Annotated in this window: 13 protein-coding genes; 10 read left to right on the forward strand and 3 right to left on the reverse strand. The window is 36.0% G+C overall.

Annotation, left to right across the window (positions count from 1 at the left end):
- The first annotated feature begins 97 nt into the window (after nucleotides 1-97).
- The 4 genes from purR to FD688_RS00900 all read left to right on the forward strand — a co-directional run bounded on the left by purR (nucleotide 98) and on the right by FD688_RS00900 (nucleotide 3,780).
- Complete coding sequence (gene purR / locus FD688_RS00885; protein ID WP_138741415.1) at nucleotides 98-943, forward strand: pur operon repressor; 846 nt, start codon at nucleotides 98-100, stop codon at nucleotides 941-943.
- Nucleotides 943-2,316, forward strand: a complete 1,374-nt coding sequence (glmU, locus tag FD688_RS00890) for a bifunctional UDP-N-acetylglucosamine diphosphorylase/glucosamine-1-phosphate N-acetyltransferase GlmU (RefSeq protein WP_138741416.1) — start codon at nucleotides 943-945, stop codon at nucleotides 2,314-2,316. Before purR ends, glmU begins: the two co-directional genes overlap by 1 nt.
- A gap of 133 nt (nucleotides 2,317-2,449) precedes the next feature.
- Nucleotides 2,450-3,430, forward strand: a complete 981-nt coding sequence (locus FD688_RS00895) for a ribose-phosphate diphosphokinase (RefSeq protein ID WP_034532467.1) — start codon at nucleotides 2,450-2,452, stop codon at nucleotides 3,428-3,430.
- Nucleotides 3,430-3,780, forward strand: coding sequence for a DUF3899 domain-containing protein (locus FD688_RS00900; RefSeq protein WP_138741417.1), 351 nt, complete (start codon nucleotides 3,430-3,432; stop codon nucleotides 3,778-3,780). Before FD688_RS00895 ends, FD688_RS00900 begins: the two co-directional genes overlap by 1 nt.
- Nucleotides 3,781-3,828: 48 nt before the next feature.
- Here FD688_RS00900 and yidA read toward each other — a convergent pair whose 3' ends face one another.
- Both yidA and FD688_RS00910 read right to left on the reverse strand, forming a co-directional pair.
- A complete protein-coding gene (gene yidA / locus FD688_RS00905) occupies nucleotides 3,829-4,641 on the reverse strand; it encodes a sugar-phosphatase (protein WP_138741418.1) in 813 nt (270 codons plus the stop codon).
- 13 nt (nucleotides 4,642-4,654) lie between these two features.
- Complete coding sequence (locus FD688_RS00910) at nucleotides 4,655-6,001, reverse strand: HD domain-containing protein (RefSeq protein ID WP_138741419.1); 1,347 nt, start codon at nucleotides 5,999-6,001, stop codon at nucleotides 4,655-4,657.
- Nucleotides 6,002-6,164: 163 nt separating this feature from the next.
- On the opposite strand from FD688_RS00910, the gene FD688_RS00915 reads away from it, so the two are divergent.
- From FD688_RS00915 to FD688_RS00935, 5 genes are all read left to right on the forward strand, one after another.
- Nucleotides 6,165-6,605 (forward strand): DUF1934 domain-containing protein, encoded by a 441-nt coding sequence (locus tag FD688_RS00915; protein ID WP_138741420.1) that lies wholly within the window; start codon nucleotides 6,165-6,167, stop codon nucleotides 6,603-6,605.
- Between the two features lie 43 nt (nucleotides 6,606-6,648).
- Nucleotides 6,649-7,230 carry a DNA-directed RNA polymerase subunit delta gene (gene rpoE / locus FD688_RS00920; protein ID WP_138741421.1) on the forward strand — a complete coding sequence of 194 codons (582 nt, stop codon included), beginning with the start codon at nucleotides 6,649-6,651 and terminating at the stop codon, nucleotides 7,228-7,230.
- A gap of 188 nt (nucleotides 7,231-7,418) precedes the next feature.
- Nucleotides 7,419-9,035, forward strand: a complete 1,617-nt coding sequence (locus tag FD688_RS00925; RefSeq protein ID WP_138741422.1) for a CTP synthase — start codon at nucleotides 7,419-7,421, stop codon at nucleotides 9,033-9,035.
- Between the two features lie 159 nt (nucleotides 9,036-9,194).
- A complete protein-coding gene (locus FD688_RS00930) occupies nucleotides 9,195-10,469 on the forward strand; it encodes a UDP-N-acetylglucosamine 1-carboxyvinyltransferase (RefSeq protein WP_138741423.1) in 1,275 nt (424 codons plus the stop codon).
- A gap of 102 nt (nucleotides 10,470-10,571) precedes the next feature.
- Nucleotides 10,572-10,817 carry a type B 50S ribosomal protein L31 gene (locus FD688_RS00935; RefSeq protein WP_034534394.1) on the forward strand — a complete coding sequence of 82 codons (246 nt, stop codon included), beginning with the start codon at nucleotides 10,572-10,574 and terminating at the stop codon, nucleotides 10,815-10,817.
- Nucleotides 10,818-10,858: 41 nt separating this feature from the next.
- On the opposite strand, the gene FD688_RS00940 is transcribed toward FD688_RS00935, so the two are convergent.
- The gene (locus tag FD688_RS00940) at nucleotides 10,859-11,320 is read right to left on the reverse strand and encodes a low molecular weight protein-tyrosine-phosphatase (RefSeq protein WP_138741424.1); all 462 of its coding nucleotides are present in this window, start codon (nucleotides 11,318-11,320) and stop codon (nucleotides 10,859-10,861) included.
- A gap of 201 nt (nucleotides 11,321-11,521) precedes the next feature.
- Here FD688_RS00940 and FD688_RS00945 point away from each other — a divergent pair, with 201 nt between their 5' ends.
- Nucleotides 11,522-12,892 (forward strand): UDP-N-acetylmuramoyl-tripeptide--D-alanyl-D-alanine ligase, encoded by a 1,371-nt coding sequence (locus tag FD688_RS00945; RefSeq protein WP_138741425.1) that lies wholly within the window; start codon nucleotides 11,522-11,524, stop codon nucleotides 12,890-12,892.
- The last annotated feature ends 7 nt before the right edge of the window (nucleotides 12,893-12,899 follow it).

Consider the following 12,899-nt stretch of genomic DNA (forward strand, 5'->3'; position numbering starts at 1 on the left):
TAAACGGATATTTTTTTATTATTTTGTTTAAAAAGTATCTTAAATCCGAACATTATGATAAAATTTAGATGTAGTTTTTACTTAATGAGGTGAAAGAATGAAAGCAAAGCGTAGTGCGCGTCTAGTAGATATGACTCGCTACTTAATGGAGAATCCTAATACGGTAGTACCATTGACTTTTTTTGCAAATCGTTATGATTCTGCTAAGTCATCTATTAGTGAAGACCTAACCATTTTACGAAAAACATTTATGGAAACAGGAACTGGTGTATTAGAAACCATTCCCGGTGCCGCTGGTGGAAGTATGTTTATGCCCGGCATTCAAAAACAAGAAGCTAGTCAATTTATTGACGAAGTTCAATCAGCATTGGCTGACAATTCAAGAGTTTTACCTGGTGGATACGTATACATGAACGACCTACTTAATCGTCCATCAATTTTGAGACAAATTGGTCGAATTATCGCAACATTATATAGTGACAAGAAGATTGATGCTGTATTAACTGTTGCCACTAAGGGTATTCCGGTTGCACAAAGTGTTGCAACCCTATTAAACGTTCCGTTCGTAATTGCTAGACATGATTCTAGAATTACAGATGGTTCAACTATCAGTGTGAACTATATTTCTGGTTCTCAAAAGAGAATCGAAAAGATGGTTCTATCAAAACGTAGTTTACCTGCTAATTCCAACGTATTAATCGTAGATGATTTCCTACGTGGTGGGGGATCAGCCGATGGACTATGTAGTTTAATCAAAGAATTTGATAGTGAAGTAGCCGGAATTGCATTCGTTGCCGAACGTGACTATGAGGGTCAACGTAAGATTAGTGAAGACGATTATACTTCATTGTTCAGGATTGATACTAATAATGGTGATATTAAAGTTGATTTAGGTAACTTTACTTATGATAACTTTAGTGACGTCACCAAGGAGGAAGAATAATGACGACTAGAAATACAATTATTTTAGCTGCCGGTAAAGGTACGCGAATGAAGTCAAAACTATACAAAGTTTTGCATCGAGTTTGTGGTCGTACAATGGTTGATTGTGTATTAACACAAGTTGAAAAAATTCATATGGATAACATTGTTACTGTTGTTGGTTTTGGTGCCGAAGATGTTAAAAACCAATTAGGTGATAGAAGCCAATATGCACTACAAGAAAAGCAACTAGGAACAGGAGATGCGGTTAAAAAGACTGCTGATATTCTAGAAGGCGTTAACGGATCAACTATGGTTGTTAGTGGAGACACTCCATTATTTACAGCTGAAACTTTTGATAACTTGTTTACTCAACATGAAGAAAGTGGTGCGGTTGCGACCGTGTTAACTTCAAAAGCACCTAACCCATTTGGTTATGGTCGTGTTGTTAGAGATGACAAGGGAAATGTTAACAAGATTGTTGAACAAAAGGATGCGTCAGTTGCCGAACAAAACATTGATGAGATTAATACTGGTGTTTATGTTTTTGATAACCATGAATTATTCGAAGCCTTAAAGAAGGTTAAAAACGACAACGCTCAAGGTGAATACTATTTACCAGATGTTATTGGTATCTTCAAAGAAGAAGGTAAGAACGTTGGTGCTTACCAAATGAAAAACTTTGATGAATCAATGGGGGTAAACGATCGTATTGCACTGTCAAAAGCTAACCAAGTGATGCAACAACGAATTAACGAATACCACATGGCAAATGGTGTGACTATGCCAAATCCTAATGACACATACATCGACTTTGGCGTTGAAATTGGTCAAGACACAATCGTAGAACCTGGTGTTCATATTAGTGGTCATACTAAGATTGGTAACGATTGTAAGATTGGTTCTAACTCAGAAATTAGAGATTGTATCATTCATGACAATGTTACTGTGACATCATCATTACTTGAAGAATCAGAAATGATGAAAGGTTCCAATATTGGGCCATACTCACACCTTCGTCCTGAAGCTAAAATTGGTGAAAACGTTCACCTTGGAAACTTCGTCGAAGTTAAGAAAGCCCAAATTGATGAAGGTACTAAGGTTGGTCACCTAACATACGTTGGTAACGCTCATTTAGGCAAGAATATCAACGTTGGCTGTGGTGTTATCTTTGCTAATTATGATGGTAAGAACAAACATAATACTGAAGTGGGCGACAATTCATTTATCGGAAGCAATGCTAACTTAATTGCTCCATTACACATTGATGACCACACATTTATTGCTGCTGGTTCTACTATCACTGATGATGTAAAACAATATGATATGGCGATTGCTAGACAACGTCAAACCAACAAACCAGGATATTTCAAAAAGCTTCCATATGCTGATTAAGAGATAGTCCAATGATATTTTATTTATTATTTGTATAATTTTTGAATGAAAAATTATTGATTATAGTGTAAAATTAACTGTGAATTAAGAATATAGTTACGAATTATAGAATTTATTGTTAGGTGGAGGACTTATGGCTGAAAGATATTCTGATCCTAAATTGAAGATTTTCGCTTTAAACTCTAACATTCCTTTGGCAGAAAAAATTGCTGATCGTGTTGGTGTTGATTTAGGTGAAACATCCGTTGACAGATTTAGCGATGGCGAAATTAGAATTAACATTGAAGAAAGTATCCGTGGGGATAATTGTTATATCATTCAATCTACATCAGCTCCCGTTAATGATAATTTAATGGAATTAATGATTATGATTGATGCTCTTAGACGTGCAAGTGCTAAGACAATTAATGTGGTAATCCCATATTATGGTTACGCTAGACAAGACCGTAAGGCTCGTTCTAGAGAACCAATTACTGCAAAGCTAGTTGCTAACATGCTAGAAACTGCTGGAATTGACCGTGTAGTTGCGTTGGATTTACATGCTGCTCAAATTCAAGGTTTCTTTGATGTTCCAGTAGATCATATGATGGGTGCACCATTATTAGCTGATCACTTTATTAACCACGGCTGGGACTCAAACGCAGTCGTAGTTTCACCTGACCATGGTGGTGTAGTTCGTGCCCGTGCATTGGCCGAATTTCTAAAAGCACCAATTGCCATTATCGACAAGCGTCGTCCTAAGGCAAATGTTGCTGAAATCATGAACATTATTGGTGATGTTAAAGGTAAGTCATGTTTGATGGTTGATGACATGATTGATACTGCTGGTACGATTACTTTAGGTGCTCAAGCATTGATGGATGCAGGGGCTAAAGAAGTATACGCATGTTGTACACACCCTGTATTATCAGGACCTGCAATTGATCGTATTCAACAATCACCAATTAAGAAGCTAGTTGTTACTGATACAATTCGCTTACCTAAAGAAAAGCAAATTGATAAGATTGAACAAATTTCAGTTGCTCCATTAATTGGGGACGCAATTAAGCGTATTAACGAAGATCGTGCCGTTAGTCCATTATTCAGCAACCGTTTCAGAAGTAACGCAGAATAATGAATAAGCCAAAAAGATTAGGACTGATAATAGCGTTAGCTGGAATTGTCATTGCTTCATTAGCAATGATGTTTAAAGTTAATGCTATTACGATTAGTAACTACCTATTTTTGATAGGGTTATTAGTCATAGTAATTGGTTTGATTGGAGTATTATCCAAGGGACATCTTTTCACTGGATGGCGAATTTTTCACCGCAAGGGTGATAATGAGCGCTTTGAAAATGAAAAGATTCCTGCTAATAAAATTGGTGGCATGAAAAATGCAAAAATTGTGGTACGTCCATTTGCACAGTTAATGTTAATAATTGGAATTATCTGGATTGTGTTTGCAATCATTATCACACTATAAAAAAAGAACTCACTTCATTGAAGTGAGTTCTTTTTGTTTGTCTTTGTTTTATTTTAAAGCAAAGTTTCTAATGGCATATGCAACACCGTTTTCTTTGTTTGTTTTAGTAACCTTGTTAGCAACTTTCTTTAAGTCGTCGGCAGCATTACCCATGGCAACACCAGTACCGGCATAGGTAACCATGCTAATGTCGTTTCCTTGATCACCGATAGCCATCACGTTTTCAGCAGTTAGTCCTAAGCGAGTAGCAAGCTTACCTAAAGCAGCACCTTTAGATGCTTTTTGGTTAACGAATTCTATAAATACTGGTTCACTTCTAACCATTGTTAGGTGGTCTAAGAAGCTTTCTGGAATGTTTGAAATAGCCTTATCAATGATATTTGGATCAGCGATTAGCATTGCCTTAACAATTTCAGTTTCATCAGTGATTTCTTGTGGTTCACGAACACGAATTGGCATTCTTACAAGGTAACTTTCAGCCACACTGTAAGGGCTTATGTCACGGTTAGTGGTGTAGATGTAGTCGGTAGTTTCGATTTGAAAGTTAGTGTTTAACTTGTGACTTAGTTTTTCTAGTCCAACGAAGTCGTTGTAATCTAAATCAAATTTTTCGATGATGTTAGCATCTGCATCTTGCACTTGCGCACCGTTGAAAGTAATAGCGTATTCGTTGTTACCAGAAATGTTTAGTTTCTTTAGGTATGGTTTAACACCAGTCAAAGGACGACCAGTACATAGAACTACTTTGATGCCATTGTTTCTTGCTTCAGTAACAGCATCGATTGTTTCTTGAGCTAAAATGTTTTCTTCGTTTAAAAGGGTACCATCGATATCAATGGCGATTAATTTGATTTCACTCATGGGGAAATCCTCCTTATTTAATTAATTCATCATTTTTAATGTGTTTTTGAAACTCTTGATAAACTGGTTCGAATAAATCGATGTCACTATCTTGAGATAACATTTCCTTAGGGAAGAAGAAGCGTTCGTCACCTAAGTGCTTACCTGTAACGGCACTAACTAATTGAGAAATCTTGGATAGTTCAATCATTGTACCATCATTTCTCCTAAGTTCAATTTGTGTTGCATGATGTTTTTTGTTTGGATCATAAGCATCATAAGGTAAATCAAAACTGTTGTTAACGGCCGTGTAGTAAGTGGTTTCAAATCCAGCTTCTTGAATCCATTTTTGCATGGTTGGAATCAATGATTCAGTTTCATTATTGTATTCTACAGATTTAAGTGGCTTTCTGTTAATAAAACGATCAGCTAAATCAGATAGAATCTTGTCATCTGAATCAATCCAGTTAATAAAGTAGGTGTTTAGGACACCATCATCTAGTTTCAAATAGTCATCGATAGTAAAGTCATTCTTAAAGAATGGCATTAATAGATGTGGAGTTAGACGGTCGTTTTTATCCAATTGACTGGCCAGTTCCTTGGCTCTTTGAAGTAGGTGACTTAGGATAACTTCCATTGAACGAGATACTGGATGGAAGTATACTTGCATGTACATTTGCAAACGAGAGATGATGTAGTCTTCAACGGCATGCATACCATTGATTTCAAAACATATACCACCTTCGTAAGGTCTCATCACACGTAAGATTCTGGTTAAGTCAAAGTTACCGTAGTTGGCGCCGGTATTGTACGCATCTCTTAACAAGTAGTCCATTCGATCAGCATCACATTGACTGGAAATCATTTGAACAACTTGTTGGTTTGGATAAGTGTGGTCGATTACGCTAGCAACTTCCTTTGGAAAACTAGGGCTAATCTTACTTAAAACTTGGTTAACTTCTGTCTTTTCAGAAGTTATAATTTCTTGAGTGATAGCCTCGTGGTCGGTTCCGAAGATGTGTTCAAAGGTATGTGAATAGGCACCATGTCCAATGTCATGGAGCAATGCGGCACATAGTGCAACTAGCCTTTGAGAATCATCCCAAAGGCCATCGCCGTCTTCTTTACTAGGATAGTTTCTAAGGAAACCATCACAGATGCGACGGGTAATTTCGTACACTCCTAAACTGTGGGTAAATCTTGAATGTTCTGCACCATGGAATGTGTATGAGGCAGGACCTAATTGTTTTATTCGTCTTAATCTTTGGAATTCTTTAGTATTAATCAAGTCTAAAATGACTTGGTGCTGTACGTAAATGTAGTTAAGAACCGGATCTCGAAAAACCTTTTCTCGAGGTAGTAGTTTTTCTTGGTATTCCAAATTCTTACCTCCTTACTATTGATATATAAGTTATTTATGCTTATTATAACAAAGTTTTAAATGAAATAATTAATTTTCCGACCATTAATTAATGCATTTATGTAGATGTCCGTATATAATAATAGTTTGTGATATATGAAATGAGGGAAGGTGAGTCAGTGTGATGGATAAAAATGAAAATGCTCAAAAAGTTGTTGTGAACTTAAAGACAACTATTTTTCAAGATGCAGAGCGCGAAGACTTTATATTTGAAGAAGTAGGTAGCCTAGTTCCAATGAACAATGGGCTATATCTTCGTTTCACTGAACATCAAGATAATCAATCAGTAGCAAATGTAACTTTAAAAATTACTGATGAACATGTTCAATTAACACGCCAAGCAAATGGTGGACATCATTCTAGAATGATTTTTGATGAAAACAAAGATCACGACACAATTTACCAAACTGAGTATGGTCCAATAAAGATTTTGGTCAAAACAAAAGAGTTAAACTACAATTATAATGAAGATATAATGAATGGTAAGCTTGAAATTGACTATGAATTACATTCTGGCGGAATGATTGTAGGAGAATACAATCTTACATTGCAATTTTCTGCCTAAAAAGGTATGATATTAATAGTATTTTGAAAGGACGTGCACCGATTTGAAATTACAAGCCTTAGAAGGTAAAGACAAAAAAGAATTATCAATGGTCGAAGTTGCTCATGCAATTCTTTCTGAACGTGGGGAAGTAATGGCCTTTGCTGATATCGCCAACGAAATCCAAAAATATTTGGGTGATTCTGATGAAGAAATTCGTAAACGATTGGTACAGTTCTACACAGATATGAACGTTGATGGTAGTTTTATTTCTTTAGGTGATAATCTTTGGGGACTAAGAACTTGGTATCCATATGATTCAATCGATGAAGCTACAGTTCATCCTGAAGACGAAGATATCGATCGTCCTAGAAAGAAAAAGCGTCGTAAGGTTAACGCATTCTTAGCTGATGCTTCTGACGATGATGATGTTATCGATTACGATGATGATGATCCAGAAGACCAAGACGACGAATTTGAAGATGCCGAGGAAGGTGTCGACGAAACCGACAAGTATCACAAAGATTTAGATGAAATTGACGAAGAGAACGATGTTGACGACGATAACATTCCTGATGGTATCGAAGGTGAATTGTCAGAATTAAATGATGATGACGATGACATCGATGATGATTCTAAAGATTAATTTTTCCTAGAAATAATAATTATATTTCTTGACTATAAACCTAGAACAATGTAATATTATTTTTGGGCTCCTTACAAAAGAGTTTGTAAGGACAATTGATCGATTATAGTAATCAATGACTCCCTATTCTCAATGAATAGGGAGTTTTTAATTTTTACCCTAATAGATTTTATGAGGAGTTTTTTTACATGACTAAATATGTTTTTGTTACTGGTGGGGTTGTTTCTTCACTAGGAAAAGGAATTGTTTCTGCATCACTAGGACGTTTATTAAAAAACCGTGGAATCAACATTACTATTCAAAAGTTTGATCCATACGTTAACGTTGACCCAGGTACTATGAGCCCATACCAACACGGTGAAGTGTTTGTTACTAATGATGGTACTGAAACTGACCTTGATTTAGGTCACTATGAACGTTTCATTGATAATGACTTAAATAAATACTCAAATGTAACTACTGGTAAAATTTATTCAGAAGTATTGAGAAAAGAACGTCGTGGTGACTACTTGGGTGCAACTGTTCAAGTTATTCCTCATATCACTGGTATGATTAAAGAAAAAATCATGCGTGCAGCAAAGGTATCAAACGCTGATATCGTAATTACCGAAATTGGTGGTACTGTTGGTGATATCGAATCACTACCATTCCTAGAAGCTATTCGTCAAATGAAGAGCGAAGTAGGGGATGAAAATGTATTCTACATCCACACCACTTTAATTCCTTACTTACGTGCTGCTGGCGAAATGAAGACTAAGCCAACACAACACTCAGTTAAAGAACTACGTGGTTTAGGTATTCAACCAAACCTATTGGTTGTTAGAACTGAACAAGACGTTACTGATGCAATGAAGAGAAAGATTGCTCTATTCTGTGACGTTAAGCCAGAAGCTGTTGTTGAATCAAAAGATGCTCCAACGCTTTACACTATTCCATTGATGTTAGAAGCCCAAGGTATGGATCAACAAGTTATTGACCACTTTGGTATTGATGCTCCTAAGGCTGATATGACTGAATGGAAGGCTCTAGAACAAAAAGTACAAAACTTAAAGAATGTTGTTAACATTACTTTAGTTGGTAAGTATGTAAAACTAAAGGATGCTTACATTTCAATTACTGAATCATTACGTCATGCTGGTTACCCAGTTGATGCAAAGATTAACCTAAAAATGTTAAATTCAGAATTAGTTACTGAAGATAACGTTGAAGAATTACTTGGCGATGCTGATGGTATTATCGTTCCTGGTGGATTCGGTGACCGTGGTATCGAAGGTATGATTACTGCAGTTAAGTACGCTCGTGAAAACGACGTTCCTTACCTAGGTGTATGTTTAGGTATGCAAATTGCAAGTATCGAATTTGCTCGTGATGTATTAGGTTACAAAGATGCTAATACTACTGAAATTGACCCAGAAACTCCACACAAGATTATTGACTTAATGGCTGACCAAGCTGATATTGACGGTATGGGTGGAACTCAACGTCTAGGTGCTTACCCATGTAAGCTAAAACCTGGTACTGTAACTGCTGCAGCTTACGGAAACAAGGCTGAAATTTCAGAACGTCATAGACATCGTTACGAATACAACAACGAATACAGAGAAGAAATGGAAGCTCATGGTTTAGTTATTGCCGGTACTTCTCCAGATGATCACTTGGTAGAAGTTGTTGAAATTCCTACTAACAAGTTCTTCGTTGCTGCTCAATACCATCCAGAATTCCTATCACGTCCAACAAGACCTGAAGGATTATTCAAGGCTTTTGTTGCTGCTGCACACGAACAACATGAAGAAAACAATAAATAATATGTTTTAAAGAAAAGACCAGAAAAATTTCTGGTCTTTTTTTTGTTTTTATTAAATGTGTGTTTAATTTAGCCGAAACTATTGTATTTTTAATATTTATTATTTAATATTGTTATTGTTCACTATTATTAGTGAAACTGTAAGCGAGGAATTTAAATAATGAATAAAATGATAATAAAGGGTGGCCACCGTCTATCTGGTAATGTGACCATTGGTGGAGCTAAGAATAGTACTGTTGCATTAATCCCAGCTGCTATTTTAGCTGACACACCAGTGCAATTCGACATGGTACCAAATATCTTAGATGTTCATAATCTAATGGTGATTTTGGAATCAATGAATGTATCATCAGATTTTGCCGATGGAATATTAAATGTCGACCCAACAACAATAAATGAAAGTGCCTTACCAAGTAAGGCGATTAAAAGTTTAAGAGCATCATATTACTTCATGGGAGCGTTATTAGGACGCTTTGGTCGTGCTAAGATTACTTTCCCAGGTGGAGATAACATCGGTCCTAGACCAATTGACCAACACATTAAGGCTTTTGAAGCAATGGGAGCAAGGGTTGAAAATGATGGGGATGAAATCATCATCACAACCGACGAAGATGGTTTACACGGAGCACAAATCTTTTTAGATGTTGTGTCAGTGGGGGCAACCATCAATGCCATTTTAGCTGCAGTTAAAGCAAAGGGTTCAACTGTAATCAGAAATGCTGCCAAAGAACCTGAAATTATCGATGTTGTTACATTCTTGAACAACATGGGGGCAAAGGTTAGAGGTGCAGGTACAGATGTGATTAGAATCGAAGGAGTTGAATCACTTCGTGCTAAAAATACTCACATCATTATCCCAGATCGAATCGAAGCGGGTACATACCTATCCATGGCTGCTGCCTACGGTGACGGTGTGAAAATTCAAAACGTGATTCCAGAACATTTGGAATCATTTATTGCAAAACTTCAAGAAATGGGTATTGATCTACAAATTAACGAAGATAGTATCTACGTTCCCAAGACAGAAGAACTTAACAACATCGAAATTAAGACAATGCCATATCCTGGATTTGCCACTGATTTACAACAACCAATTACGCCACTACTACTAATGGCTGCTGGTGATAGTACAATCATTGACACTATTTATCCAAAGAGAACTAAGCACATTTCCGAATTAAAGAAGATGGGTGCCAAGATTAGATATGATGAAGGAAACGGTACCATCATCGTGAGTCATACTGATGGTCTTGTTGGTTCAAAAATTGAAGCAGGTGAAATCCGTGCTGGAGCATCAGAAATGATTGCTGGTTTGATGGCTCAAGGAACTACTGTGATTGATAACGCAGACAACATTTTACGTGGCTATGATAATATTATTGACAAGCTAACTAATCTACATGCTGTCGTTGAATTAGTTAATGACGAAAGTTAATTTTCGTGTTGAATTAACTTCTATTTAGTGTTACTATAATCAAGTCGACTAAACGATAATCTCTGAATCAACATATGATACAGGGCAAAGGAGCGATTTATAATGAAACAAGGAATTCATCCAGAATACCACCAAGTGGTATTCCAAGATACAAGTACTGGTTTTAAATTCATGGCTGGTTCAACTATGAACTCAGCTGAAACTATCACTATGGATGATGGTAATGAATACCCATTAGTACGTCTTGAAATTTCTTCAGATTCTCATCCATTCTACACTGGCCGTGAAAAGTTCACTCAAGCCGATGGTGCTGTGGATCGTTTCAACAAGAAATACGGTTTCAAGTAAAGATAAAAAAAGACATATCCGTTTGGATATGTCTTTTTTTTTTACATATTTAGCACATAGTCAATCCATTTTGGCATTGCTTCGTTAATTTGATTAAAGGTTAAATTAAAATTACCGGTATACCAAGGATCTGCGATTTCTGAACCTTGCATTCCATCGATAACATCTAAACAAAGATGAATTTTATGAGCTTGGTCCTTAGGTGCCCAGTGAAGCAGATTGTTTATATTTTCGTAATCCATTCCAATAATTAAATCATATTTTTGGAAGTCAGATGATTTGATTTGTCTTGAATGTTGACCAGCATAGCTGATTTGTTTTTGGTCCAACAGTTTACGAACTTGTGGGTGTGGAGGATTGCCGATTTCTTCGGTACTTGTTGCAGCTGAATCAACTGTAACTTCATTTTCAAGTCCACGCTCTTTAATAATCTTGTTAAAAATGGCCTGAGCCATTGCAGAACGACAAACGTTTCCATGGCACACAAATAAGACTTTTTTCAAAGTAGTCACGTCCCTATTAATTATTATCCATTAAACATATTAACAGTGTTTTGACAATTAGTTAATAGTTTTTATAAGGCCTCATCGAAAACAAATGTTTGTCTCATAATGAGTTGGCAAATCGGATTTAAAATAATATATCGTTTCATGTTATAATATGTGTAACACTTATCGAACCAATGAAATGGAGATTTATTAGATATGAAAATGTCACTTACAGAAGTTGCTCGTGCAGTTTCTGCACAAAACGATATTAGCGAATATGAAGATATTGATATTACTAGTGTTGCTTTTGATAGCAGGGAACTAACGGACGGTGCATTATTTGTGCCACTTGTTAGTCAAAATGATGGTCACGACTACATTCAAAGTGCAATTGATAATGGCGCCGTTGCAACCTTTTGGCAAAAAGACCATGAAAATGCTCCAACAGATTTTCCAATTATCGTTGTTGATAATACATTAGAAGCACTACAAAGATTGAGCCAATATTACTTGGCCAAGATTAATCCTAAGGTTGTAGCAATTACTGGAAGTAATGGAAAGACTACTACTAAGGATATGGTTGCATCAGTATTATCCACTCAATTCAATGTTACTAAGACTCACGCCAACTTCAATAACGAAATTGGTGTTCCAATGACCATTTTAGATATGGAACCAAACACCGAAGTGCTGGTTGTAGAAATGGGGATGGATCGTCCTGGACAACTCGACTTTTTGAGTCATCTAGTTGAACCAGATGTTGCTGCTATTACAATGATTGGTGAAGCACACATTGAATTCTTTGGTACTCGCGACAAGATTGCCGATGCTAAGATGGAAATCGTCAATGGATTAAAAGAAGATGGTATTTTTGTTTATAACGGTGATGAACCACTATTAGAAAGTCGTAGTGAATCATTACCATTCAAACGTACTTTTGGTATGGATGAAGATGATGATTTTTATGCTTACGATATTTATGGAACAGATGTACAAACTACATTCAAGGTTAATAAATACTCAGATGTTGAATTTAAGATTCCAATGATTGGTGAATACAATGTTAACAATGCGTTAGTAGCCGTCACCATCGGTGACTTATACAGAATTAGAGAAGAAAACATCCAAAAAGCATTATTGAATGTTAATTTGACTAATAATCGCACTGAATGGATTGAAGGAAGTAAACATGAAATGATCCTTTCAGACGTTTATAATTCAAATCCTACCGCTGTTAAAGAAGTAGTGAATGCATTTACTCGTGAAAAGATTGATGGACGTAAAATTGCCGTTTTAGGTGATATGTTAGAACTAGGTGATCAATCAATTGCACTACACGAATCATTAGCAGAAGTATTAAATCCAACAGAAGTACAAAGTGTTTATTTAATAGGTCATGATATGAAGTACTTGTATGACAAGTTAAGCTCAGTATATCCATCTGAAAATCTTTTCTACTTTAAAGCAGACCAATTAGATGATTTATATGACCAATTAAATGCTGAAATTTATGAGGGAGATCAAATACTATTAAAAGCTAGCCACGGAATTCATTTAGAAAAATTATTAGATAAACTAACAAATTAATACAGGT

The sequence above is a fragment of the Apilactobacillus kunkeei genome (genome assembly GCF_005930975.1).
Classification (GTDB): domain Bacteria; phylum Bacillota; class Bacilli; order Lactobacillales; family Lactobacillaceae; genus Apilactobacillus; species Apilactobacillus kunkeei_E.

What these genes read in the sequence shown, in the direction of transcription:
- purR (WP_138741415.1), top strand. Translation starts at nt 98, where the DNA reads ATGAAAGCAAAGCGTAGTGCGCGTCTAGTAGATATGACTCGCTACTTA.
- glmU (WP_138741416.1), top strand. Translation starts at nt 943, where the DNA reads ATGACGACTAGAAATACAATTATTTTAGCTGCCGGTAAAGGTACGCGA.
- FD688_RS00895 (WP_034532467.1), top strand. Translation starts at nt 2,450, where the DNA reads ATGGCTGAAAGATATTCTGATCCTAAATTGAAGATTTTCGCTTTAAAC.
- FD688_RS00900 (WP_138741417.1), top strand. Translation starts at nt 3,430, where the DNA reads ATGAATAAGCCAAAAAGATTAGGACTGATAATAGCGTTAGCTGGAATT.
- yidA (WP_138741418.1), bottom strand. Translation starts at nt 4,641, where the DNA reads ATGAGTGAAATCAAATTAATCGCCATTGATATCGATGGTACCCTTTTA.
- FD688_RS00915 (WP_138741420.1), top strand. Translation starts at nt 6,165, where the DNA reads ATGGATAAAAATGAAAATGCTCAAAAAGTTGTTGTGAACTTAAAGACA.
- FD688_RS00925 (WP_138741422.1), top strand. Translation starts at nt 7,419, where the DNA reads ATGACTAAATATGTTTTTGTTACTGGTGGGGTTGTTTCTTCACTAGGA.
- FD688_RS00930 (WP_138741423.1), top strand. Translation starts at nt 9,195, where the DNA reads ATGAATAAAATGATAATAAAGGGTGGCCACCGTCTATCTGGTAATGTG.
- FD688_RS00935 (WP_034534394.1), top strand. Translation starts at nt 10,572, where the DNA reads ATGAAACAAGGAATTCATCCAGAATACCACCAAGTGGTATTCCAAGAT.
- FD688_RS00945 (WP_138741425.1), top strand. Translation starts at nt 11,522, where the DNA reads ATGAAAATGTCACTTACAGAAGTTGCTCGTGCAGTTTCTGCACAAAAC.